This is a genomic window from Thioalkalivibrio sp. ALgr1 (assembly GCF_000378285.1).
Classification (GTDB): domain Bacteria; phylum Pseudomonadota; class Gammaproteobacteria; order Ectothiorhodospirales; family Ectothiorhodospiraceae; genus Thioalkalivibrio.
In genome coordinates, this window is sequence record NZ_KB905136.1 from 85142 (window position 1) to 109532 (window position 24391).

The 24391-nt window shown below is 66.9% G+C and carries 15 protein-coding genes; 8 read left to right on the forward strand and 7 right to left on the reverse strand.

All coding sequences use genetic code 11. From position 1 onward, the window contains the following. Nucleotides 1-211: 211 nt before the first annotated feature. The 3 genes from recD to recC are packed head-to-tail and all read right to left on the reverse strand — an operon-like array spanning nucleotide 212 to nucleotide 9470. A complete protein-coding gene (recD, locus tag F466_RS0111400) occupies nucleotides 212-2251 on the reverse strand; it encodes an exodeoxyribonuclease V subunit alpha (protein WP_018994160.1) in 2040 nt (679 codons plus the stop codon). Next, nucleotides 2248-5982, reverse strand: a complete 3735-nt coding sequence (gene recB, locus F466_RS0111405) for an exodeoxyribonuclease V subunit beta (protein WP_018994161.1) — start codon at nucleotides 5980-5982, stop codon at nucleotides 2248-2250. Before recB ends, recD begins: the two co-directional genes overlap by 4 nt. Then, the gene (gene recC, locus F466_RS0111410; RefSeq protein WP_018994162.1) at nucleotides 5979-9470 is read right to left on the reverse strand and encodes an exodeoxyribonuclease V subunit gamma; all 3492 of its coding nucleotides are present in this window, start codon (nucleotides 9468-9470) and stop codon (nucleotides 5979-5981) included. Before recC ends, recB begins: the two co-directional genes overlap by 4 nt. A 176-nt stretch (nucleotides 9471-9646) precedes the next feature. On the opposite strand from recC, the gene F466_RS0111415 reads away from it, so the two are divergent. From F466_RS0111415 to F466_RS13555, 5 genes are all read left to right on the forward strand, one after another. Beyond that, nucleotides 9647-10900, forward strand: coding sequence for a NupC/NupG family nucleoside CNT transporter (locus F466_RS0111415; RefSeq protein WP_018994163.1), 1254 nt, complete (start codon nucleotides 9647-9649; stop codon nucleotides 10898-10900). Between the two features lie 260 nt (nucleotides 10901-11160). After that, nucleotides 11161-11961, forward strand: a complete 801-nt coding sequence (gene modA, locus F466_RS0111420) for a molybdate ABC transporter substrate-binding protein (RefSeq protein WP_018994164.1) — start codon at nucleotides 11161-11163, stop codon at nucleotides 11959-11961. Nucleotides 11962-11967: 6 nt separating this feature from the next. Then, nucleotides 11968-12660: a molybdate ABC transporter permease subunit gene (gene modB, locus F466_RS0111425; protein ID WP_018994165.1), complete on the forward strand. Its 693-nt coding sequence runs from the start codon at nucleotides 11968-11970 to the stop codon at nucleotides 12658-12660. Continuing rightward, on the forward strand, nucleotides 12657-13763 hold the full coding sequence (gene modC, locus F466_RS0111430) for a molybdenum ABC transporter ATP-binding protein (RefSeq protein ID WP_018994166.1): 1107 nt from the start codon (nucleotides 12657-12659) through the stop codon (nucleotides 13761-13763). Before modB ends, modC begins: the two co-directional genes overlap by 4 nt. 314 nt (nucleotides 13764-14077) lie before the next feature. Then, nucleotides 14078-16348 carry an ATP-binding protein gene (locus tag F466_RS13555; protein ID WP_156000520.1) on the forward strand — a complete coding sequence of 757 codons (2271 nt, stop codon included), beginning with the start codon at nucleotides 14078-14080 and terminating at the stop codon, nucleotides 16346-16348. 215 nt (nucleotides 16349-16563) lie between these two features. On the opposite strand, the gene F466_RS0111440 is transcribed toward F466_RS13555, so the two are convergent. Beyond that, nucleotides 16564-17859, reverse strand: a complete 1296-nt coding sequence (locus F466_RS0111440; RefSeq protein ID WP_026296456.1) for an NAD(P)/FAD-dependent oxidoreductase — start codon at nucleotides 17857-17859, stop codon at nucleotides 16564-16566. Between the two features lie 18 nt (nucleotides 17860-17877). Next, entirely contained in the window at nucleotides 17878-18192 is a 315-nt protein-coding gene (locus tag F466_RS0111445) for a c-type cytochrome (protein ID WP_019592474.1), read from the reverse strand. Between the two features lie 356 nt (nucleotides 18193-18548). Here F466_RS0111445 and F466_RS0111450 point away from each other — a divergent pair, with 356 nt between their 5' ends. Both F466_RS0111450 and F466_RS0111455 read left to right on the forward strand, forming a co-directional pair. Beyond that, a complete protein-coding gene (locus F466_RS0111450) occupies nucleotides 18549-19043 on the forward strand; it encodes a GFA family protein (RefSeq protein WP_018994170.1) in 495 nt (164 codons plus the stop codon). Between the two features lie 97 nt (nucleotides 19044-19140). Continuing rightward, on the forward strand, nucleotides 19141-19458 hold the full coding sequence (locus tag F466_RS0111455) for a HigA family addiction module antitoxin (RefSeq protein WP_018994171.1): 318 nt from the start codon (nucleotides 19141-19143) through the stop codon (nucleotides 19456-19458). 72 nt (nucleotides 19459-19530) lie between these two features. Here the strand turns inward: F466_RS0111455 and F466_RS0111460 are convergent, their stop codons facing one another. Continuing rightward, entirely contained in the window at nucleotides 19531-20040 is a 510-nt protein-coding gene (locus F466_RS0111460; RefSeq protein WP_018994172.1) for a DsbC family protein, read from the reverse strand. A gap of 752 nt (nucleotides 20041-20792) precedes the next feature. After that, the gene (mltF, locus tag F466_RS0111465) at nucleotides 20793-22253 is read right to left on the reverse strand and encodes a membrane-bound lytic murein transglycosylase MltF (protein WP_018994173.1); all 1461 of its coding nucleotides are present in this window, start codon (nucleotides 22251-22253) and stop codon (nucleotides 20793-20795) included. A gap of 367 nt (nucleotides 22254-22620) precedes the next feature. Between mltF and pyk the strand changes: the two genes are divergently transcribed. Further along, complete coding sequence (gene pyk, locus F466_RS0111470; RefSeq protein WP_018994174.1) at nucleotides 22621-24078, forward strand: pyruvate kinase; 1458 nt, start codon at nucleotides 22621-22623, stop codon at nucleotides 24076-24078. Nucleotides 24079-24391 lie beyond the last annotated feature (313 nt).

Here is a 24391-nt window from a genome sequence, read left to right on the forward strand (position 1 = left end):
GATCCGGGCGCGCCCGGAGTCCACCCCCGTCAGGGGCGCAAAACTGTGATTTCCGTCACGCCAAAAAGTCGCAGTCGTCGAAAATATGGGCCGGCATACGATCGTTACCCGGCCGAAACGGCGCCATGACGGTGCTTGGAACCACGGTAGCGTGCCCCGATGTCGCACGTAAACAACCCTTGTTATTGCGCACCCACTCCAGAAAGGGCCGCTACAGCCAGGTCAGCAAGCCGCCACTGCGCCGGGTCGGTTGCCGGCTCGCCTGCTGCAGCCCCCCCGCCTGTGGCTCGAACAGGCTCAGCCAGCCGCTCGCGCGCGTGATCGCGGTGTAGGCCAGCTCGCGCGTCAGCAGCGGGCTCTCCGGCGGGGGCAGCAGGAAGGCCACATGCTCGAACTCCGAGCCCTGGGACTTGTGCACCGTCAGCGCGAACGCCGTCTCCACGGACTCCAGGCGCTGCGGGATCATCCAGCGCACATGCCCGTCCGCCGCGACAAAGGCGACCCGCAGGGCGGTTTCCGCCGCATCGTCCGCGCCCGGTTCGGCATCACCCCGGGCCAGCCAGGCGGGCACGCGCAGGGTCAAGCCGATGTCGCCGTTGATCAGTCCCAGCGCGTAGTCGTTGCGCGTGACGATCACCGGGCGCCCCTCGTACCAGACGCCCTCCGCCTGCAATACACCCCTCGCCGTCAGCGCCCCGGCAACGCGGCGGTTCATCCGGTCCACACCCCAGGGCCCCTCGCGCACGGCGCACAGCAACTGGAAGCGCCCGTGCTCGCGCAGCGTGCCGCGCGCCCATTCCTCCCACGTGCCGCGCGCATCGCGGGATGCCGGGCGTCCGGCCGTCAAATGCTCCAGATAGCGGACGACCCCGAACGGTGCCGCGTCGGCATGCCCGGCCCCGTCCAGCACGCGCCGCAGCAGGGCCGGATCGTCCGGGCCCTGCAGCACCGCCGCGTGGACATCCTCGCCCGGGTGGCCCGCCACCTCGGCCGTGCCGTCGTTCACCGCCGCGGCCAGACGACCGATCCCGCTGTCCGCGCCGAATCGCCGGCTGCGGCGCAGCATCGCCACGTGCTGGTCCAGTGCCCGCCCGTCCTCGTCCACGTAGCCGGCCGGCAGCGCCAGCCCGGCTACCTCGCGCAGCCAGGCGACCGTCTGCGGTGTGTATTGCCCGCCGTCCGCCCGCGCGCACAGCTCGCCCAGCACCGCCCCGGCCTCTACCGAGGCGAGCTGGTCGCGATCCCCCAGCAACACCAGCCGCGCATGCGCCGGCACCGCGGCCATCAGGCTGGCCATCAGCTCCAGATCCACCATCGAGGCCTCGTCCACCACCAGCACATCCACCGGCAGCGGATTGCGCGCATCGTGGCGGAAGCGCCGGGTATCCGGTCGCGCGCCCAGCAGGCGGTGGAGCGTAACCACCTCGCGCGGGATCGCGGCGCGCAGGCGCTCACCACCGGGGAAGCGTTCCAGCCCCAGCGCATCCACCGCCCCCGCGACCGAGGCATTCAGCCGCGCGGCGGCCTTGCCGGTCGGCGCCGCCAGGCGGATGCGCAGCGGCTCGCCCTCCCCCTGCAGGCCCTGCAACAGCGCGAGCAGTTGCAACACCGTGTAGGTCTTGCCGGTACCCGGCCCGCCGGTGATCACGCTGAACGCGGACCCGGCCGCCAGTACGCAGGCCAGACGCTGCCAGTCCGGTTCGCCGTCGCCCTCCTCGGCCGGACCGAACAGCCGATCGAGCCAGGTGCGCAGCGCATCCGTATCCAGCCCGTCGCGCCAGGCGGGCTGCTCGCGCAGGCGTCCGGCCACCGCCTCCCCGATCCGGCGTTCGGCCTCGCGGTAGCGGCGCAGGTACAGCCGGTCCTGTGCCCGCACGAGGGGGGTCCCCGTGTCCGCGTCGACGCCGCAGATTCGATGGCCTTCCAGCGCGGTGTCGAGTGCCGCACGGTCCAGGCCGCGCAGGACATCCGAGGGCCGCGGCAGTCCCCGCTCCGCGCCCTCCGGCGGCAACGACAGCATCCGGTCCGGGGCCTCCAGCAGGCCGTCGAGGTCCAGACAGACATGCCCGCGCCCGGCCTGATGGCTGGTCAGCGCCGCCAGCAGCAGTGTCAGTGGCGGTGCGGCGGGCACCTGTTCGCGCAGAAAACGCACCAGCACGCGGTCGACGCCGCGCAGCCAGCCCGCATGCTCCCACTCCTCGAGCAGATCCAGCAGCGCCCCGGTGTCCTGCAATGCGCGATCGGCCGTCATGCCCGCGCCTCCTGCGGCCGGTCCGGCCCCTCGGCAAACCAGCCGTCCAGCTGCTCGATCAGCGCCCGTGGCGGGCAGTCATGGAACACGCCGCGCCCCGGCGCATCGATCCCGCGCAGGAACAGGTATACCCCGCCGCCCATGTGGCGGTCGTAGTCGTACCCCGGCATCCGCGCCTTCAACTGGCGATGCAGGGCCAGGGTGTAGATCACCAGCTGCAGGTCGTAGCGGTGTTCCAGCACGGCGTCGCGCAGGCGCTCGGGCACATAGGCCTCGGGGCCGGGCCCCAGCCAGTTGGACTTGTAGTCGGCGACGTAATAGCGGCCCTCGTGCTCGAAGACGAGATCGACAAAGCCCTTGAGCATCCCGTTCAGCAGCCGGTCGCCCGCCGGCGGCCGGGGCTGTCCGGGCAGCAACTGCTCGCACACGGCGGCATCCAGCCGGCGGCTCTGCAGCCAGCGCGTCCCGAACAGGAACTCGAGCTCCGGCTGATACACGCCCAGCCCATCCAGGCGGAACGCGCCACCGGAGGCGAGCGCGTACTCGGCCGTGATCAGCCGGCGCATCCAGTCCTGCACGACGGGGGTCCAGTCGCCCCAGTCGCGTTGTTCGCAGCGCTTTTGCACCTCGTCGTCCAGCCGGGCGCGATCGGCGACGACCGCCGACCAGCCCTGCTCGGCCGCCCACTCCAGCAGGCCGTGCAGGAAGGTCCCCGGCGCCGGGCCGCGCGGGAAGTCGTGCAGCCCGCCGGCCACCGGGACCTCGGGCAGCGGCAGCGCCCGCGACGGGTCGTGCCCGGTCCGGGAGTCAGCAGCGGGGCCGGCCGCGCTCTCGCGCAGCATGTCCTCCAGCGCGGAATCCGGGGCCACCGGGTCGGCGGCCAGCGGCGCCGGCGCATCCGCCTCGTCCGGGTGCGCAATGGCGCTGTAGCTGGCCACCCACCAGGGCTCGCGTACCGGGCGTGTCGGGGTACGCGCCCGCCCGGGGGCGGCCGTGTGCTGTGCCAGTCGCACGCCCGCGCCCGTGATCTCGGGCAGGGGTTCGATCGCAATCGCGGCCTCGTCGCCACGGGCCGCCTGCAGCCGGTCCTCCAGCTCGCCGTTCGGCATCGGCTCCGGGCCATTCAGCAGATAGCCGACCGCACTGCGGTGCAGCTCGTTCTCCTTGCTTCGCCCCGACACGATCGGCACCAGCCCCATCCAGCAGGCGTGGCGCGCACGGGTCATGCCCACATACAGCAGGCGCAGGTCCTCGGCCAGGCGCTCGCGATCGGCGCGCTCCTGGGCACGTGTATCCATACGAAAGATCCAGCGCGGCCTGCCGCCCGGCGGGCGATCGATACGCGGCACATCCTTCTTCGGGTCGACCGCGCGAAACGCGCAGACAAACGGCAGGAACACCAGCGGGTACTCCAGCCCCTTGGACTTGTGCAGCGTGACCACCTTGACCAGGTCCTCGTCACTCTCCAGGCGCAGCACCTGCTCCTCCGCGGTCGCGCGCTCGCCCTCGCGGTGCTCCACCAGATGCCGGATCAGGGCCTGCTCGCCATCCAGCTCCGCGGCCGCACGCTGCAGGAGTTCGCTCAGGTGCAGCAGGTTGGTCAGCGCGCGCTCGCCGTCGGCACTGGCCAGCAGCCGGCGCGGCACGTCGAAGTCATGCAGCAGGCGGCGCAGCATCGGCAGCACACCACGCGTCTGCCACAGGCGGCGATACTCGCGGAACTGCTCGACGCGGTGCTCCCAGCGCAGTTCGTCGGTGGTCAGCCGGTGCAAGTCGGCCAGCGACTGCCCCAGTGTCGGGGTCGCCAGCGCCGCGCGCAGCAGGCGCTCGCTGGTCGGCTCGGCACAGGCCCGCAGCCAGCGCAGCAGGTCGCCCGCCTCCGGGGTCACGAACACCGATTCGCCCTCGGACAGGTACACGCTGCGCACCCCCCGCGCGCGCAGCGCCTCCTGCATGATGCGGGCCTCCACCTTGCTGCGCACCAGCACGGCGATATCCCGCGGACGCACCGGCCGCAGCGCGTCTGAATCCCGAAAGCCGCAGGTCCCGTCCGTCCCGCCAGTGAGCAGGCGCACCATCTGCTCGGCCGCGGCCGTGGCCATCTGTTCGCGATAGACACCGGTGCCGACCGGTGTGCCCGGGTCCATGCACCACAGGGTCAGCGCCGTCACCTCGGCGCCGTCCTGTTCCAGGCGCTCGCCGCGATCCTGGGCATCCACCGCGTGGAACGGCAGCTCGCCGTCATCGCCCTGGCCAAACAGGAACGCCCCCTCCGACCAGCCGTCGGCATGGGCAAACAGGCGGTTCACCGCGCCGACCAGGCGCGCGGTCGAGCGGAAGTTGCACGGCAGCGTGTAGTGACGCCCGGCGGTCGCGCGACGCGCCTTCAGGTAGCTGTGGATGTCCGCGCCGCGAAAGCCGTAGATCGCCTGCTTCGGATCGCCGATCAGCAGCAGGCCCTGCTCGGACGGGTTGTCCTCGATGCGGTAGACGCGTTCGAGGATGCGGTACTGCACCGGGTCGGTGTCCTGGAATTCGTCCACCAGGGCGACCGGGAACTGGCGCCGCAGGGTCTCGGCCAGCGCCTCGCCGCCGGGCCCCTCCAGGGCATCGCGCAGGCGCAGCAGCAGGTCGTTGAACCCCATCTGCACCCGCACGCGCTGGGCCTGGCGGAACTGGAGATCGATCTCCACCGCCGCCGCCTGCAGCAGGCGTTCGCTGTCGTCCGCGCAGACCTCGGCGGCCGCATTGAGCGCGGTAAACGCCGGGTGCAGGTCGTCCGGCAGGGACTTGCCCTTCTTCAGCCGCTCGGCCATCCCCGCCGCGCACATGCGCTCCAGCACAGGCGTCGTGCCGACCTTGTCCGGCAGCAGTGCGGCCGGGTCCTCGGCCCAGGCGCGCATCACTTCGATCAACTCGTCCGGCTTCTGGTACTTCGTGCCGAGCAGCACGTTCGCCAGCAATTCGCGGAACTGTCGCTCCACCTCGGCGGCATCCTCGCGCCAGACGGCCTTCAGCTCGGCCAGACGTGCGAGGCGCGTGGCCAGCTCCGCATACAGCCCGTCCGGCGTGCGGTAGGGCTCCAGCCCCGCCGTGTCTGTCAGATGGCCGAGAAGCGGCCGCACCCGGGCCTGCAGTTCGTCGGGTCCTTCGCCAAAGGCCTGGCGCAGCAGCTTCAGGTGATCCGCCGGCTGCGGGTAGACAAAGCGGCGCCAGTAGTCGCGTGCCGCCTCGGCCTGTAGCTCGCTCTGGTCCGCCTCCAGGCGCTGGTTGAACAGGCTTCCGCTGTCGAACGCATGCTCGCGCAGCATGCGATAGCACCACGAGTGGATGGTCGAGACCGCCGCCTCGTCCATCCACTCGGCGGCCAGCTCCAGCCGCCGCGCGGCCCCGGCGCGTGCGGCCGGATCCGGGTAGGCGGCCAGCAGCGCCGGCCACAACGCCTCGTGGGCCGGGGCCGGTTCGCCGCGCAGGATGCGCGCCCCGCGCGCCAGCACCGCGCGGATGCGCTCGCGCAGCTCGCGGGTGGCCGCCTCGGTAAAGGTCATCACCAGGATCTGCGGCGGGGTCAGCTCGCAGGTACCCTCCGGCAGCTCGCCGTGGCCCAGCACCAGCCGCAGATACAGCGCGGCGATGGTGTAGGTCTTGCCGGTGCCGGCACTGGCCTCGATCAGGCGGCTGCCGTGCAACGGCAGTTCCATCAGCTCCAGCGGCTGCGCGCCTGCACTCATTCCATCTCCTCCCCGGCGGCCAGCGCCTCGAACAGCGGCCGGTACAGCCGGTCGCGCCAGTGCCCGAACGCCGGATCCTGCAGCAGCGCCTCCGGGTCCGGCCAGGCACGCGCCAGGGCCGGGCTGCGCGCCCATTCTCCGGGGCTGAAGTCGTCCCCGACCAGCACCTTGCGCGCCCGCGCCAGTGGGTCGGGGTCGTCCTTCGCCTCGGCCTGCAGCCAGGCGAAGGCAGTGGCGCAGGCCACCGGCAGCGGCCGCTCCAGCCCGGCCACCCAGCCCTCGACCAGGGCCCCGAGGTGCTCGCGGGCCTGCTCCGGCCCCACGCCCGGCAGGCGCATCCCGGTATCCAGCCCGATCACCTCGGTGGCAACCCGGCCGCCTGCGCCCGTGCCCTGGTTCGCCAGCAGGTGTTCGAGCCAGGGCTTGGCCACCTTGTCCACGCGCCAGTCCTTTTTCTGTTTCAGCCGGCTCACGGTGTAGTCCAGCAGCACGGCCTGCCCGGCCCCGCCGCGCAGGGGCGGGGCGGCACCCTCCAGCATCCAGCCACCCTGCCCCAGACGCACGGCGGGCGATGGCGGCAGCCGTTCCGGCCAGGCGGCCAGGCGCAGGCCGATGCGCTCCACCAGACGTGCGGCCTCGGCGATCATCGCCTCGCGTTCCAGCTCGCCAGCCGCGCCGAGCGGCAGCGCACCGGCGCGTTGCAGCCGCGCGGCCTCGGCCTCCAGCACCGGGCCCCAGGCCTCGGGGTCCTCGCCGTGGTCCAGCGCGGCCGCGACCAGGGCCTCGCGCACCTGCCACTGTTCCAGCCCGGCCAGGGTGAACGGCTCCAGGTCCTCGCTCGGGGCCTCCTCGCGATCGAACACCACGCCCAGCCGGTGGCGGAAGAACGCCTCCGCCGGATCGCGCAGGAAGCGCATCAGCGTATCCGGGCCCAGCACGCGTTCATCGTCGGCTTCGTCCGGCGGCGGCAGTTCGAGCGCGTCCGGCGCCGGGGTCTCGTCGGCGTGGTGGACCGCCTCCCACTCACGCGCGTAGGTGTAGTGCCGGGCGTGTGACGGGTCGGGCGGGAAATTGGCCGGCGAGAACGGCTGCAGAGTGTGCACGGTGGTCAGGTGATCCAGCAGCGGGTCGTCCTTGGTCGGCTCATCGACCTCCTCCGCACCCTGGAGCCGCCAGCCGGCGGCCAGATGATCGCGCAGCTGCGCGACCAGCACCGAGGGCGGCTGCGACTCGTTGTCGCGCGCGCTGTGGCCGACCCAGCTGACATGCAGCTGTCGCCGCGCGGACAGCAATGCCTCCAGGAACAAGTAGCGATCGTCCTCGCGCCGCGAGCGATCGCCGGGGCGGTAGTCGCGGCGCATCAGGTCGAAGTCCACCGGCGTCGGGCTGCGCGGATAGTCGCCGTCGTTCATGCCCAGCAGGCAGACGATGCGAAACGGGATCGCGCGCATCGGCATCAACGTGCCGAAGTTGACCGAACCGGCCAGGAAGCGCTGGCCCAGCCCGCTGTCCTCCTGGCTGGCCAGCCACTGCTCGCGCACGACACCCAGCGGCAGGGGGTCGTCCAGTTCCGCGTCTGCGCAGTCGGCCTGCCACTGGTCCAGCGCCTCGCGCAGGCGGCCCAGGGTGAACAGCTCGGCGTCGGTCTCGCCGGCGAAGAAGGTATCCAGCAGCTCGCGCAGCCGGGTGTTCCATTCGCCGGGGGTATGGGCGTGGCGCAGCCAGCCCCAGGCCTCCGCCAGCGCGGTAATCAGGTCATCCATCGGGCCCAGCAGCACGGCATCCAGCCCGCCGATCTCGCCGAACGGCTCCAGCCCCTGCCAGGCCCCGGCGCCCCCGGACGCATAGCCCAGCAGCATCCGCCGCAGGCCGAAGCGCCAGGTGTTCTGCTCCAGCCCGTCCGGCAGGCCGAGGCCCGCGCGCTGCTCGGCATCCAGGCCCCAGCGCACGCCCGAGCCCTCGGCCCAGCGGTGCAGCGTGGTCAGGTCCTCTTCCGCGATCCCGAATCGCCGGCGCAGCGCGGGCACATCCAGCAGGTCCAGCACCTCGGCCACGCCCATCCGGCTCTCCGGCAGCGACAGCAAGCGCTCCAGCGCGATCAGCACCGGGTCGCGCCCGCGCGGCCCCTGGTCGGACAGGGTGTAGGGGATGTAGCGCGGGTCGTCCGGCGGGAGCTGGCCGAACACGGCCTCGATATGCGGGGCGTAGGCGTCGATGTCCGGCACCATCACGATCACGTCGCGCGGGCGCAGGCCCGGGTCGGCGTCGAAGTGCGCGAGCAGGCGGTCGTGCAGGATCTCCACCTCGCGCAGCGGGCCATGGGCGACATGGAACTGGATGGAGTCGTCGTCCGCCGCCACCGCCGGCCAGGCCTCGCGGGTCTCGCCCAGCGGGCGCAGCTCGCGGATGTCCTCCTGCAACTGGTGCAGCAGGCAGCCGCCGCCGTGCGGCTCGAAGTAGTCGACTCGCTTCCAGGCGAGGGTCTGCAGCACCGCGTCGTAGGCGGTGGGGTCGTCGTGTTCGTCCAGCAGGCCGATGTAGTCGCGGCCCTGCTTGCCCCAGGCGGCCAGCAGCGGGTGCGCGTGCTGGTGCAGCTCGGCGTCGTCCAGCACGCTGGGCATGCCGGCCTTGCGCGCCTGGCGCTGACGCGTCGCGCGCAGCAGGTCCTTGTCGGCGACGATGTCGGCCCAGTAGTGCTCGCAAGGGTTGTGCACGCAGACGAGGATCTGGCACACGCCGGCCAGCCCCTCCAGGGCCTCCAGGATCTGCCCGGGCATGGAGGAGATGCCGAACACGATCAGCCGCCGCGGCAGCCCCGCCGGGCGCTCGCTCAGGCCCTGCACGGCCTCGCGGTAGCGGGCGTGGACCGTGGCCCGGCTGGTGTCGGCCGCGCCCTCGCCGATGTCCTCGCGCAGCAGGCGCCACAGCGCGGCCTGCCAGCGGTCGTCCTCCGAAAGCGGGGTCTCGCGGCCACGCGCGTCGCGCAGGACATCGCGCCCGGCGGCCCAAGAGGTCAGCCAGTCGGCGCGATAGACCTGATACTGGTCGAACAGGTCGGCCAGGCGCTCGGCGAGCTGGTGGCGCTTGCGCAGGTCGCCGCCGTCGCGCGGGTCGTCATCGGCGAGAAAGCGCGCCAGCGGGGCGAACTCGGGGTGCGTCAGGCACTCCGGCAGCAGACGCATCAGGCGCCAGATCAGCGGGCGCTTGGCGTACGGGGATTCCAGCGGCACGGCCTCGAGCCCGAGCACCGCGCGGTAGGCCGACCAGACAAAGCGCGACGGCAACTGCATGTCCAGCGCGGCGGCGATGCCACAGCCGGGCGGGTCGGCATCCGGGTGCGCGGCCAGGGCGTAGCGCAGCCACTGCGCCATGCCGTTGCTCTGCACCAGCAGGGTCTCGTTCTCCAGCGGGCCGAGCGGCGCACGCTGCATCCAATCGACCACCAGGGCACGCAGCGACTCCAGATGGTTGCCGTGCAGCACCACCATCCCTGGCTGCAAATCGCCGGACTGCGTCACCCCTGCTCCTTGTGCCCCATGTGAGCGCCGTGTAATGGGCCTACCCTACCAATGTGCACGCCCCTGCGCCCGCCCCCATTGGCATCCGGCCCAAAGCCGGTATCCTGTGCGGTTTTTGAACGCCGTCACAGAATAAAGGAAGGCGCATGCTCGCACTGCAAGCCGGGCTGGGACTGCTCGTATTCGTGGCCATCGCCTGGCTGCTGAGCGAACACAAGACACGCTTCCCCTGGCGCGAGGTGCTGGCCGGGCTGGCGCTGCAGTTCGGTATTGCCGTACTGCTGTTGAGCGTCCCCGGCGCACAGCATGCGTTCCTGTGGCTGAACCAGGTCGTGATCGCGCTAACCGATGCCACCCAGGCCGGCACCTCATTCGTCTTCGGCTATATCGGCGGGGACGACCCGCCGTTCGCGGTCGACGACCCGGCCAACAACTTCATCCTCGCGTTCCAGGCGCTGCCGCTGGTGCTGGTGCTCTCGGCCCTGTCGGCGTTGCTGTTCTACTGGCGCGTGCTGCCGGTGCTGATCCGCGGGGCCTCGCTGGTGCTGCAGCGGGCGTTCGGCATTGGCGGTGCCCTGGGCGTGGGCACGGCGTCGAACGTGTTCCTCTCCATGGTCGAATCCCCGCTGGTAATCCGCCCGTATCTGCGCCAGATGAACCGCAGCGAGCTGTTCGCGCTGATGAGCGTGGGCATGGCGACGCTCGCCGGCACGATGCTGGTGCTGTACTCGACCATCATCGGCACGGTGCTGGACGATGCGCTGGGCCACCTGATCGTCGCCTCGCTGATCAGCCTGCCGGCCGCGCTGCTGATCGCCACCGTGATGATCCCGCCGACCGCGCCCTCCACCGCCGGCGATCTGCTCCCCGAGACCGAGAGCGCGACCAGCGCCATGGACGCGATCACCCGCGGCACCCTGCGCGGGCTGGAACTGCTGCTGCAGATCATCGCGCTGCTAATCGTGGTGATCGCCCTGGTCGCGCTGGTCAACGTGATGCTGGGGGCGCTGCCCGAGGTCGCCGGGGCCGCGCTGAGTCTGGAGCGCATCCTGGGCTGGGTCTTCGCCCCGCTGGCCTGGCTGATGGGCATCCCCTGGGCCGAGGCCACCACCGCCGGCTCGCTGCTGGGGGTCAAGACGATCCTCAACGAGATGGTCGCCTTCCTGCAGATGGCGGAGCTGGGGGACGATGCGCTGTCCGCGCGCAGCGAGCTGATCCTGATCTATGCGCTGAGCGGCTTCGCCAACCTGGGCAGCCTCGGCATCCTGATCGGCGGCCTCGGCGCGCTGGTGCCGGAGCGGCGCAGCGAGATCGTGAGCCTGGGCATCCGCGCCATCGTCGCCGGCACGCTGGCCACGCTGATGACCGGCGCCGTGGTCGGCATCGTGCATATCGCCTGACACGCGGCGGGGTCCGCCAAACCGTTGGCAGCCGGAGGCCGTTCCGGTGTAGGCTTCTGTCTGGCGATATGCAAACTGAAATATAACGACCCGCATATCCCCAGCCTCACCGTCACTGCGAGGAGCACCGCGACGAAGCACAAAAGCAGCGAAGCTGCGTTGAACGGCCGAAGGCCGGCCCGAAGGGCGAGCGCAGCGAGTAATCGCGAATGGAACCACCCGAACCCACCTGGACCCAACCACCGGGAAGCCCCCACAGCATGCACCTGCGCGCCCTCCTCCTGACCCTCGTCCTGCTGCTGCCCGGCCTGGCGCACGCCTCCGGCCCGCTGACCATCGCCGCCGCCTCCGACCTGCGCTTCGCCCTGGACGAGATCGTGGAGGCCTACCGCGAGGCCTATCCGGACGACCGCGTGCGCGTGACCTACGGCTCCTCCGGGCGCATGACCACACAGATCCTGAACGGCGCGCCCTACGACATCTTCTTCTCCGCCGACATCGCCTACCCGAAGCGGCTCCACGCGGAGGGTGCCGCCGTCACCGAGCCGTCCGTCTACGCAATCGGCCGCATCGTGCTGTGGAGCAACCGCATGGATGCCTCGGAGCTGACGCTGGAGGACCTGACGCGCGACGACATCCGCCGCGTGGCCATCGCCTCGCCCACCCACGCCCCCTACGGCGTGCGCGCGCAGGAGGCGCTAAAGGCCGCCGGCGTCTGGGACGCGCTGCAGCCGAAGATCGTCAACGGCGACAACATTGCCCAGACCGCGCGCATGGTGCAGGCCGGCGGCGCGGACATCGGGATCATCGCCTTATCGCTCGCCAAGTTTCCCGATCTGGCCGAGCACCCGCACCACCTGATAGACGATGCCCTGCACGAACCCCTGACCCAGGGCTTCGTGATCACCCGCCGCGGCGCGGACAAGGACTCGGCCCACCGCTTCGCCGAGTACATGAATCGCGACACCGCACGGGACATCATGCGCCGCTACGGCTTTGTCATGCCCGACGATGAAGCCGCCGAGAACGCCTCCAAAGGCGCCGACCGCGAGGCTATGTAGAGCTGTATGTTCGACCTGAGCCCCACGGACTGGATGGCGATCGAGGTCACCCTCAAGCTCGCGCTCTACACCACGCTGATCCTGCTGGTGATCGCCACGCCGATCGCCTGGTGGCTGGCCAACGGGCGCGGCTCGCCCGGCGTGCGCACCGCGGTGCAGGCCCTCGTCGCCCTGCCGCTGGTGCTGCCGCCCACCGTGCTCGGCTTCTACCTGCTGGTGCTGCTTGGCCCGGCCGGGCCAGTCGGCAGCACGCTGGAGAACTGGGGCCTGAACCACCTGGCCTTTACCTTCCAGGGCATCCTGATCGGCTCGGTGATCTACTCCCTGCCGTTCGCCGTGCAGCCGCTGCAGCAGGCCTTCGCCAACCTCGGCCGCCGCCCGGTGGAGATCGCCGGTTCACTGGGCGCCGGGCGCATCGACCGCTTCGTCACCGTGATCCTGCCGATGACCCGCGGCGGCTTCATCGTCGCCGCCACGCTCGCCTTCGCCCACACCCTCGGCGAGTTCGGCGTGATCCTGATGCTGGGCGGCGCGATCCCCGGCGAGACCCAGGTGCTGTCCATCCTGATCTACGACCACGCCGAGGCGATGGACTTCGACTCCGCCCACCGCCTGTCCTTCGGGCTGCTGGTGTTCGCCTTCGCCGTGCTGTTCATCGTCTACGCGATCAACCGCCGCTTCGACACGGTGCGCCTGTGACCCGGCCCGATCCCGACACGCTGCGCATCAAGGCCCGGCTGGAACGCCCCGGCTTCGCGCTGAACGTGGACACCGCCTTCCCGCTGGAGGGCGTCACCGCACTGTTCGGCCGCTCCGGCTGCGGCAAGACCACGCTGCTGCGCATCATCGCCGGGCTGGAACATCCACCCGGCGGCGAGGTGCACTTTCGCGATGCCGCCTGGCAGTCCGGCAAGACCTTCGTCCCGCTGCACCGCCGCCGCGTCGGCCTCGTGTTCCAGGAATCCACCCTGCTCCCGCACCTGTCCGTACGCGGCAACCTGCTCTACGGCTACAAGCGCACGCCGGAGCCCCAGCGCCGCCTGCACCTGGACGAGGTCGCCCGCCTGCTCGGCATCGACGACCTGCTCGAGCGCCGCGCCGACCAGCTCTCCGGCGGCCAGCGCCAGCGCGTCGCCCTCGGCCGCGCCCTGCTCACCAGCCCCGACCTGCTGCTGCTCGACGAACCGCTGAACGCCCTGGACACCCAGACCAAGCGCGAGATCATGCCCTTCCTCGCCCGCCTGTCCGAGGAGACCGGCATCCCCAGCCTGCTCGTCACCCACGCCCCGGACGAGGTCGAACGCCTCGCCACCCGCGTCGCCTTCATGCAAGACGGCCAACTCGAACGCCTGGAACCCCTGCGCGAGGCACTGGCCCGCGCCGACTCCCCCCTATTCCGCGACGAAGGCGCCGTCTCCGTCCTGCAAGGCACACTGGGCCCGGCCGACGCCCACGGCCTGCACCCCTTCGGCCCGCCCGAGGCCCGCTACCGCGTACCGTCCACCCCCGGCTCCACCAACGGCGCCGGCCGCCCCGCCCGCCTGCGCATCGATGCCCGCGACGTATCCATCGCCCTGACCCCGCCTCAGGACGTCTCCATCCTCAACATCATCCCCGCCACCATCGAATCGCTGGACGAGGCGCCTGGGCACCACGGACCCGCACGGGTCCTTGCCGTGTGCCGGCAGGACGATGGGCAGACGTTGATGGCGGAGTTGACGCGGTTATCTACCGAGCGGCTTGGTCTCAGGCCCGGCGCTCGCGCCCACGCACTCGTCAAATCCGTCGCCTTTCTCGACTGAACGTCCCGGCCACGCCCAACACCACTACACCGTCCAACCACTTCGCAAACCCACACCATCCATGCCAGAATCAGCCTAAAAACAACCCAAAGCTGACCTACCGCCGACACCATTACGCCAACCAGCACTGCCGAAACTCGCCACGGCGCACTCATCAGTCATACGCCATAACCACCTCATAACAACGCACAATATGACGCCCCATCATCCAGAAAATATACGTCAGACGCTCACCCTACATCAACGCCCGAAACCTAATCACTTTAGTTCGAACACCTCTGCAACCCAAACTGACAACCCCATGGACGAAATAGATGACTAGACTTTCTCAAAAAGAAAGGGTGGTCTCGCTAGGGATAGACCTTCTACTACTTTTAGTAATATGCCTTTTGGCGTTCGGCACCCCTTACCCTCCGGTTGGCGATACAGGGTTCTGGTTTTATACGGCACTCTTGAGCATCTTGGTCGGATCGAAAATTGTCACCCCATTTTACGTTAAACCCGTGGACGCAGTCGCATACTCCGTCCCTGCGTTTGTATCTCTCATGGTCGTAAACGATTGGAACCTATGGCCAACAGCGACAAAGTCTGCATTTCTAGCTGTCACGGCTCTCCCCGCCTCCGTTCTTGCTCTTGCATTAATCACCATTACTCTAAATAACTGGAGAGACGACCGCCTAAAACAAGTCTCCAATAGAATTCGCATTCTTCTTGAAGTATTCGCAAAGCCCCAGGTTATCTACACCCCGATAGTCATTTTTGCTATGTACGCCTACCACATAGGTAGCCCACACGAACTCATTCTCATCTCCATCGCTGTGTTGCTCACCGTCGCGATGTCGTCTGGCGATGTCATGATCAAGGCATATAACCGAATGCAGCGAGCCGCCAGCACCGACTGGAAACTATCAAATGTCGCGGAGGTCGCCGCTTATCAAGACCCAAAAGTCATTCTCCTACGGAAAATGAATGATGGCGATATCCCCCCGAAATCTATTGTTTACATAAAAGACCGGGACTCAAGGTCGAAGTTAGCCCTGACCCTTGACTTCGTCGGCAGGGACAATGGTTTATTGATACGGTCTGTCGAGATCGCGGGAGCCGATTCCACCACATTCAATGAGATTGAATCGTCGATACCCAATAACTCGGTCGCAACAATCGAACCAACACACCTCAAAAAGATCTGCGATTCGGGGAACATTAATCTTCCGCAGAAAGATTCCGTGGTCGGTATTGTAGCCCCAGACACGTCAATACAACGGCTGTTCTTTGAGGTCGTCGATAACACCAACCTCGAAGAAGGTCGCTTAGTCAGCGTATACATACAAAACCAGCAAGTTCTATATCAGATCGTTGGCGGCTTAACAAAAGAAGAAATCGTCCATCAAAAGAATACGTATGGGTACCTCCGCGCTCAAGCCCAGCAAATCGGGCTCTGGGATCAAGACCGGAAGAAGTTCGCTCAGTTTAGCTGGCTACCGAACATTAACGAACCGGTATACCTAGAGAGACAAGACATTTATACACCAGAACCCGACACCATTGGGCACTTCCCAAGTAGCAATTACCAGATAAGAATTGGCAACCTCAACCATCTGGTAACTCACAATACCGCTATCCTGGGAATCCTTGGCGTGGGAAAATCAATGCTAGCCATTGAACTGCTCGAGAGAATGATGGCTGAAGGCATTAAAGTTGTATGCTTAGACCTCACCAACCAATATTCTACGGAGCTATCGGAATACTATGACTCACCCCATGAAAAAACTTGCATAGATAAGCTTCGTGCAGCAACCGAAAAGGACAGGAATGCATGGCAAGAAAACCCAGAACAAGGAGGAAGCCTGCCTAACCTTAAGAGCGCATTCTATCGAGATCTTCACGAGTTCATTAACAATACGAGAGGCCATGTTCTAAAAATTTACAATCCAGCAGAGTTTGTGGCTACTCGGCAAGAACGCGCTCCTGGTAGCTATCAGTCCGGCGGGCAGTGGCAACGAGGGGCGGCACTATTTAGTGTTACGCCTGTAGAGGTCACACAAATAGTGTCCGAATCTGTCCTGGAGATACTGTCTTCAGAAATGTCTGACAATGCTAGAGTCTGCCTAGTCTATGAAGAAGCTCACTCTTTGGTTCCGGAGTGGAACTCCGTTGTTGCAGACCGTGACAAGCACGCAACGAGTGGTACAGCTAGGGCGATACTTCAGGGCAGAAAGTATGGGTTGGGTTGCATGCTTATCACCCAAAGAACAGCCAACGTCACCAAAACCATACTCAATCAATGCAATACGATATTTGCGATGCGGACATTTGACGATACGGGTAAGGACTTTCTTGGAAACTATATTGGAAAAGATTATGCAGAATCGCTCTCAGCAATAAGGGAGCGGCATGCTGTCTTTTTTGGTAGGGGTTCAAGTTGTGAGAATCCCGTATTGCTGAGATTGAATGACAGGGACGAATTCCTACGATCCTTCCGGCCCCTCCATCGCCCGCCTCAGTTTCCGCAGGAACACGAAGGCACACCTGAGAGCCACGAATTGCAGGCAGACAACCAATCAGAAGATGAGATTCCGTTCTAAGGAAAAGTCGGGACACGAGTAGAGGACACCCACTATTCTGCGCGAAAAATGGGGACAGATTTATTTTCTCACGCCCCGAGTAGAGGACACCCACTTTCTGCGGGCTTGCCCGTACGCAGCACGTAGGGGACACCCACTTTCTGGCCGCCTACCCGAAAACGAACTCGGCGCCCGGAGGCGCCGATCGATGTGAGTGGGAAAGTGCCGGGCCCTAGCTAGCCCCAGATGTCCTGGGTGATCCCAGCGTACCAGGCGCGGGTGTGTTCGGCCTCCTGGCGGCGGAAGGTTGAAGACTGGCCGAGCGGGCTTACGCCACCGGAGCCTTCGACCGCCGCCTGGGCGCCGTTCTGGTACTGGTATACGGCGGCGATGCTGATGCCGTAGTCCGGGGTGATCAGGCCGTAGCAGGTGCTGGCCGATGACGGCTCCAGGGGCTCCTGGCCCGATAGCTCGCGCAGGATGGCCGCCGCGACGATCTTGCCCTGGTTGTTGGCCGCGTGGCCGGACTTGGGCATGGCACCCGCCACGCTGGCATCCCCGATCACATAGATGTTGTCGTCCATGACGGACTTGAAGGTCCGCTGATCGACCGAGGCCCAGCCTTGTTCGTTGGTGAGGCCTGCATCGTGGGCAATCTGTCCGGCGCGCTGGGCGGGGACAAAGTTCATCACGTCCGCGCGGACACGCTCCTGACCACCATCCGCGTGGGCGGTCTTCCCGCTGACGTCGATCTCCTCGACGCGCCCACCGTTGGAGCCGCCCCGCCATTCGATCATGTCTCCGTAGTGCTCGGCCCATCCCTCCTCGAACAGGCCCTGCTTGGCGAAGTTCTCCTTGGGGTCGAGGACGATGACCTTGGAGCGTGGTTTGTGCGTCTTGAGGTAGTACGCCACCATCGAGACGCGCTCGTACGGCCCCGGCGGACAGCGGTACGGGTTGGGTGGGGCGACCATGACGTAGACCCCGCCGTTGGGCATGGCCTGTAGCTGCGCGCGCAGCAGCTCGGTTTGCGACCCGGCCTTCCAGGCGTGCGGGATCGTCTCCGCATCGGCCTCTTCGATGCCGGGCATGTCGTCGTACTTGAAGTCGATCCCCGGAGACATGACCAGCTTGTCGTACTGCAGGCTGTCGCCGCTTTCGAGCCGGACGGTGCGGCTGTCGGCGTCCACGCCAATGACCTTGTCCTGTATGACATCCACACCGTCGCGATCGCGCAGGTTGTCGTAGCCGTGCGTGATCGCCTCGATGCTCTCGAAGCCGCCAAGCACCCAGTTACTGCCGTAGCACGTGACGTAGGAGGCGTTGGGCTCGATCAGCGTGACCGCCATGCTTGGCGAGAGTTGTTTCAGGTAGCGCGCCGCGGTGGCACCGCCAGTGCCGCCCCCGACCACGACTACATGGGCCTTGCCAGCGCTATGCGCAGCATGAGGCGTTAAACCGATTCCGGTCAGGGCAGCCGCGCTGGTGATCCCGAAGGCCTTGAGGAAGTGACGTCGCGTAAAGTTATGCATTGTTGTTATCCCCCGTGATCAGAAGCGCGCGAAGTAGACCGACATGGCTTCGATCTCCTCGTCGGTGTAGCCCCTGGCGTGACGATCCATGATGGTCGCCTCACGCTCGCCATCGCGGAATGCGCGCATCTGGCTCTGGATGACACCCGCCGAGACACGGCCGAGATCGGGAACGCCGTTTTCGGCCGCGGCCGCGTTATGGCAGGCCATGCAGGACGCGGCCATTAGCTGGCCACGGGTGATTTCGTCATTGTCGGCGATGGCCTGGGATGCGGTGCCGACCATCGCCAGCGAGGCGACCAGCCCCGCCGCGAACAAGCGTGAGTGCTTCATGCGAACGAACTCCTGACGGTTGGGGTTCATGGTTCCCCGGCATTCAGCCGGGCCACTCAACCCCAGTGCAGAAAGCGCGCCAAGAGCCCCGCCGCCCCTTGCTACGGCTGTTTTCGCCGCATACAGGCCAGAACCGTCGGGGTAGCGAACGGACAATTCAGCACTTTGTCGGCCAAAGTGACCGGTTTGGCCGCTTTGTCAGCACAGGACAAACGAGGGACGGCCCTTGCATCTGATCCGAGCGCATGGCGCCAAACCGGTTGGTAACGGGCAACGAACCGCTCCATGGGCTTTCTATTGGGTCTCGTGAGCCTGCACTAGACTCACAGTAGGCCCCCACATCGGGAGAAGAGGACATGCTGCTCGAAGGGTCCTGTCACTGCGGCGCGGTGCGCTTTCGTGTGGAATCGCCGCATCCGTATCCCTACCAGCGCTGCTACTGCTCGATATGCCGCAAGACGGCTGGGGGTGGCGGCTATGCCATCAACCTGAGCGGACGCGCCGAGACGCTGGAGGTCGAGGGTGCCGAGCACACGGGTATCTACCATGCAGTGATCGACGGCGAGCCGAGCGTCGGCGAACGCCACTTCTGCCGCCACTGCGCCAGCGCCCTCTGGGTCTATGATCCGCGCTGGCCCGCCCTCGTCCACCCCTTTGCCTCCGCCATCGACAGCGAACTGCCGACCCCGCCCGAGCACGTCCATATCCTGCTCGACAGCAAGGCCAACTGGGTGGAGGTGGAGGCAGACGACACCAGTCAATGTTTCTCCGGTTTCCCGGAGGAGAGCATCGCCGAGTGGCATCAGCGGTTGGGGCTAGAGATGAACAACGAGAGCAATAATGAAAACTGAAGCGGCTAGGCTGTATCGGACATTACTGCTCAGCGGCAGGAGACCCATCTTCCTTCGCGCTTAACACGGCTGCCGTAGGCTTCGAGGATTACCACTGATGACCATACACAAGCCTCCGCATCCGGGCGCGTTCATTCGCGAGGTCTATCTGGCACCGTTTGGACTGAGTGCCCGCCAACTGGCCAGCAAGCTCGATGTCTCGCCTTCCACCCTGGGGCGCGTCCTGCAGGGACGTAGCGGGGTGAGCGCCGAAATGGCACTGCGTCTGTCTAGAACGCTCGGCCGATCGCCGGAAAGCTGGCTGGCCATGCAGGATCAGCACGACCTCTGGTGTGCACGGAAGAGCGTGAAGCTGGACGCCGTGCAGCCGATGCGGTTCGACGGGCACAGAGAGAACGGGCAGCCAGCCGCGTAGCTGCAGAAAACGCGCACTAACGGCTTAGGACCAAGTAGGAACAAGAGGACACCCATCTTCTTGATACGCTGCTTACCGGGCCGCCTCGGCTTCCAGCATATCCACGAGTTCGGCGGCGGAGACAAGGCCGTACCTGATCCGGCCCTGGGGGGTGATGATGGTGGGGGTGCCCCGGAACCGCTGCTCCCGGGCGATGGCCAGATGGTCGGCCACGGGATGCGGGCAGTCTTCCGCCTTTATGGTCTCGCCCAGCTTGGCCCGGGTGATGGCATTCTGCCGGTCGTCGCTGCACCACACCGCTTCCATCTGCTCGAAGGCGTTGCCGATGACGGGGAACGCCGCATAGCGAATGCGGATGTCCCATAAGAGGTAGTCGTCGATTTGCTGATGGAACTCGCGGCAATAAGGGCAGTTGACGTCGGTAAAGACCGTCACGGTGTACTGGGCATCGTCCGGCTCAAAGACGATGAGCTCGTCCTCGTCCAGGCCTTCCACCAGTTGCACGATCTCGGCCTCCCGTTCCCCGGCGGCCGCGTTGCCGCTCAGGCCGAACACGAGAAGCGCCACGGCCACCAGAACCATGGGGCATGCGCAGATCCTGTTCCGTATCACGTCCACCGTCCTTCCGGCTTGATGCGCTGACAGCCGGTGTTTGTCGGCCTGCCGGATCCCCTGCCCCGATACTTATACCGATGGACCATTGCGAGAAATCCGGGTTCCGCCTGACCGGAAGGCGAAAACCAGCGGGAAACGGGCTCGGACCTCGATAGCATCATTTTATTGCCCGTTAGGGCGAGGCCCCGGGGGGCGTGGCAATCTCCGAACGCAACTCCTGACGTTTGCCTCTGCCAGTGGTGATAGAGAGGACACCCAGTTTTTTCTGGCCGTCATGGCGAGGTCCCGCAGGGGCCGTGGCCATCTCCGAACGCTACCTCCCGCGTCCGCGCTGGCCAGCGCTGGGGACAAACCCTCGGAGATCGCCACGGCGCTGCGCGCCTCGCGATGACGGTGTTTGGTTGCGAAGACGGGTTGAGAAGGCGACGAAGATAGAGAGGACACCCAGTTTTTTCTGGCCGTCATGGCGAGGTCCCGCAGGGGCCGTGGCCATCTCCGAACGCTACCTCCCGCGTCCGCCCTGGCCAGCGCTGGGGACACACCCTCGGAGATCGCCACGGCGCTGCGCGCCTCGCGATGACGGTGTTTGGTTGCGAAGACGGGTTGAGAAGGCGACGAAAAAGAGGACACGCACCTTGTTGAGGTTTGCCCGCTTCGCTAGACGTAGCTGCTGCCCGCCTGGGCGCAGACGCTGGAAGAAGAATTGACCGGCGGCCCGCTCAGTCCGACAGCAGCCGCGAGAAGATGGACGGCGCCGGCCCGTCCACGGCGACCTCGTCCCCCACGAAGGCGGGCCGGATCACGGCACGGTAGTTGCGGATGCGCTGCACGTAGTACACCGGCTGGTAACCGCGCGCGTAGCCGAACCGCAGATCGCGGTAATAGCGTTCCTCGGTCAGCAGCGGCAGCACCTCGCGCATGTCCGCCCAGCGGTCTGGGTCGCGATCCAGTTCTCTCGCCAGGCGCCGTGCATCCAGCAGGTGCCCGCGGCCGATGTTGTAGGCCGCCAGCGCGAGATACGTACGGTCCGGTTCCGGGATGTCCTCGTCCAGGCGCTCGTGCATCTGGTGCAGGTAGCGCGCGCCACCACGAATGCTCTGCTCCGGATCCAGGCGGTCCTCGATCCCCAGCTCCTGCGCGGTGCGCTGGGTCAACATCATCATCCCGCGCACCCCGGTGGGACTGCGCGCCTGCGGATCCCAGTGCGACTCCTGGTAGGCCAGCGCGGCCAGCAGGTCGGCTGGCAGTTCGTACTCGTCAGCGGCCTCCTCGAACACCGGGCGGAAATCCGGCAGCCGCTGGTCGATGCGCCGCGTCAGTGCACGCAGGTCCACGAAGTCGAATTCCGGGACGTAGGCATAGTACTGCTCGTCCACCCGGGCACGCACCTGCGTCCCCTCGTCGGTGTCCATCCACGCACCCGCCTGCGCCGCAAGTTCCTCGAAATCGGGGTGCAGATACCAGCCGATCGCGCGTTCATCACTCACGTCGAAGGCCACTTCCAGGTGCGGGAAGATCCGCTGGTTGAGGTCGACGATATGCGAGTCGGCCACTGTACAGTCGAGTTCGCCCTCTTCCACGGCCGCCAACAGCCGCTCGGTGCCCTCCGGCTCGGCGCGATGGGCCACCGGCTCGTCCAGCGCCTGCAGGGTTTCGACGTAGGCGCTGCCGGCGCTGACTGCCAGCTCCAGCCCGTCCAGATCGGCGGCCGACTCCGGCAGCGAGCCGCGATCGCGGTGACACACGACCTGCTCGGTCACCTCGGTATGCTGCGGCCCGCGGAGGAAATCCGCATCGCGCGATTCCAGATGCGTGAGACCGGCCGCCGCCATATGGACCTCGCCGGAGGCCAGGCTCTTCAGCACCTCGCCCACCGAGTCCACCACCTTCCATTGGACCTCCCAGCCACGCGCGGCTGCGAAGGCTTCCACCAGGTCGTGTTCCGGGCCTGCGGTCTCGGTGTGGCGGTCGTAGAACCAGGCGGTGGGGGCATTGCGGGTCACCACCACCAGTTCACCGGTGCCCTCCGGATGTTCCAGCGACGAGCCCGACACCCCCGGCACTTCCGACTGCCCATCCCCGGGACCACAGGCCATCAGCACGACCGCCGACGCGGTCACCAGACCTGAACGCCGCCAGCGACGCGGATGCAGCAAATGGATGTACGAATCAGTGGACATGAGATCCCTCCCCGAGCGGCGTCTCCTGACAGCCGGCTGGCCCGAACGGCCCGAAAGCTACCCTAGACCTTCGGTAGATGCGGTCCGCCCCACAACCAACCCCGATTTCATGAGGGTTGTGACGCGGAACCCCGCCGCGCCCCCTAGGGGTATCTACCAGGCAAACACCGACCGCCCGAAGGGAGACATTCGATGCAAGAAGTAGAGAAGGAAGAAGAGGACACCCACCCTCTTGATGCTGCAGCTACTCGTCGTTCAGCGCCAGTTGTCCCCCCACCTGACGGCGGACGAACCAGAAAGCCCAGCGGCGACAGGCTGGCGCGGACGGTTTACCCTCAAGGGGCATTGATCGAGTAAGGGCCTGCCCATGCCGTTTCCCGCACAGAAGACAAAGATAGTGGCCACCATCGGGCCGGCGTCCGACTCCCCGGACACGCTGCGGCGGATGATGCAGGCCGGGCTCAATGTGACACGGCTGAACTTCTCGCACGGCGATGCCGCCTACCACACCGAGCTAATCAGCCGTATCCGCGAGGCGGCGCAGGAGACCGGCGCCCGCGTCGCGATACTCGGCGACCTGCCGGGGCCCAAGATGCGGATCGGCGAGCTGGCCGAGGAGCCGATCGAACTGGAGCCCGGCGCGACGATCACGCTGACCACGGAGGACTGCGTCGGCGATGCTTCTCGTGTCAACGTGTCGTTCTCCGAGCTGCCGGAGGCGGTACAGCCCGGTGATGCGCTGTTTCTGAATGACGGCTACATCGAACTGGAGGTGGTATCGGTCGAGGGCCGCGAGGTCGCCTGCCGCGTGCTGACCGGCGGCGAGCTGCGCTCGCGTAAGGGCCTGAACCTGCCGGGTATCGACCTGGGCATCCGTGCCTTTACCCTGGACGATCACGACTGGCTGCGGTTTGCGGCGGAACATGGCGTGGATGCCGTGAGCCAGAGCTTCGTCGTCGACGGCGACGACATCCTGGCCGTGCGCAAGGCGGCGGAGGCGCTGGGCTACAACCCCTTCATCATCGCCAAGATCGAACGGGCCGCGGCGCTGGAGCAGCTCGACGGCATCCTCGAGGCGGCGGACGGCATCATGGTGGCGCGCGGGGATCTGGGGGTGGAGATCCCGATCGCGAGCATCGCCCGCGCCCAGCGCCGCATCACCCGGCGCGCCAACCAGCACAACCGTCCGGTGATCACCGCCACCCAGATGCTGGAGTCCATGGTCACCTCACGCCGGCCCACGCGCGCCGAGGCCACCGACGTGGCGAATGCCATCCTCGGCGGTACGGACTGCGTAATGCTCTCCGGCGAATCGGCCATGGGGCGTTATCCGGTGGAATCCGTGGCGATGCTGGCCGCTATCGCCCGCTCGATCGAACCGGAGCGTGACAGCGGCATGGCCCCGGATAGTCCAGACGAGCCCGAAGAAGCCGGGCACGATCGCGCGGTCGACCTGATCGCGCGCAGCGTATTCCACACCGCGCAACGGCGCCTGCCGCGCGTCACCCTGGCGCCCACGCTCAGTGGCGCGACCGCCCGGCGCATCGCGCGCCTGCGCCTGCCCTGCTGGGTCGCCGCCTTCACCCCGGATCCGGAAACCGCCCAGAACCTGCAGTTCTCCTACGGCGTCCAGCCGGTGGCAGTCGCCGAGGACCGCAGCGACTGGAACGACTTTGCGCGCCAGTGGCTCGCCGAGAACGCCATCCACGACGGTCTCGCCCTCCTCGTTCAGGGCCCCTCGGGCCCCAACCCCACCGGCAATCATCGCCTGGAGCTGCTCGAACTCGACAGCCCCCGCCAGGGACACGCACCAGGGCATACCTGAGCAAAGGTCAACAAGAACACATCCTTCTTCCCTGCCGCGTCATGGCGAGGTCCCGCAGGGGCCGTGGCCATCTCCGAATCCAACCCAAACGTCCGCCTCGATCAACGCCGGGGACATCCACAGAGATCGCCACGGCGCTGCGCGCCTCGCGATGACGGTGTTTGCTTCTCCGCCGTGATGAAACCTCAAAGGGGCGACGAAGACGAGGACACCCACCTTCTCTGCCGCGTCATGGCGAGGTCCCGCAGGGGCCGTGGCCATCTCCGAATCCAACCCAGACGTCCGCCTCGATCAGCGCCGAGGACATCCGCAG

What these genes read in the sequence shown, in the direction of transcription:
- F466_RS0111445 (WP_019592474.1), bottom strand. Translation starts at nt 18,192, where the DNA reads ATGAAGCACTCACGCTTGTTCGCGGCGGGGCTGGTCGCCTCGCTGGCG.
- F466_RS0111455 (WP_018994171.1), top strand. Translation starts at nt 19,141, where the DNA reads ATGACCATACACAAGCCTCCGCATCCGGGCGCGTTCATTCGCGAGGTC.
- pyk (WP_018994174.1), top strand. Translation starts at nt 22,621, where the DNA reads ATGCCGTTTCCCGCACAGAAGACAAAGATAGTGGCCACCATCGGGCCG.
- modA (WP_018994164.1), top strand. Translation starts at nt 11,161, where the DNA reads ATGCACCTGCGCGCCCTCCTCCTGACCCTCGTCCTGCTGCTGCCCGGC.
- F466_RS13555 (WP_156000520.1), top strand. Translation starts at nt 14,078, where the DNA reads ATGACTAGACTTTCTCAAAAAGAAAGGGTGGTCTCGCTAGGGATAGAC.
- modB (WP_018994165.1), top strand. Translation starts at nt 11,968, where the DNA reads ATGTTCGACCTGAGCCCCACGGACTGGATGGCGATCGAGGTCACCCTC.
- F466_RS0111415 (WP_018994163.1), top strand. Translation starts at nt 9,647, where the DNA reads ATGCTCGCACTGCAAGCCGGGCTGGGACTGCTCGTATTCGTGGCCATC.
- F466_RS0111460 (WP_018994172.1), bottom strand. Translation starts at nt 20,040, where the DNA reads ATGGTTCTGGTGGCCGTGGCGCTTCTCGTGTTCGGCCTGAGCGGCAAC.
- recB (WP_018994161.1), bottom strand. Translation starts at nt 5,982, where the DNA reads ATGAGTGCAGGCGCGCAGCCGCTGGAGCTGATGGAACTGCCGTTGCAC.
- recD (WP_018994160.1), bottom strand. Translation starts at nt 2,251, where the DNA reads ATGACGGCCGATCGCGCATTGCAGGACACCGGGGCGCTGCTGGATCTG.
- F466_RS0111450 (WP_018994170.1), top strand. Translation starts at nt 18,549, where the DNA reads ATGCTGCTCGAAGGGTCCTGTCACTGCGGCGCGGTGCGCTTTCGTGTG.
- F466_RS0111440 (WP_026296456.1), bottom strand. Translation starts at nt 17,859, where the DNA reads ATGCATAACTTTACGCGACGTCACTTCCTCAAGGCCTTCGGGATCACC.
- mltF (WP_018994173.1), bottom strand. Translation starts at nt 22,253, where the DNA reads ATGTCCACTGATTCGTACATCCATTTGCTGCATCCGCGTCGCTGGCGG.
- recC (WP_018994162.1), bottom strand. Translation starts at nt 9,470, where the DNA reads ATGGTGGTGCTGCACGGCAACCATCTGGAGTCGCTGCGTGCCCTGGTG.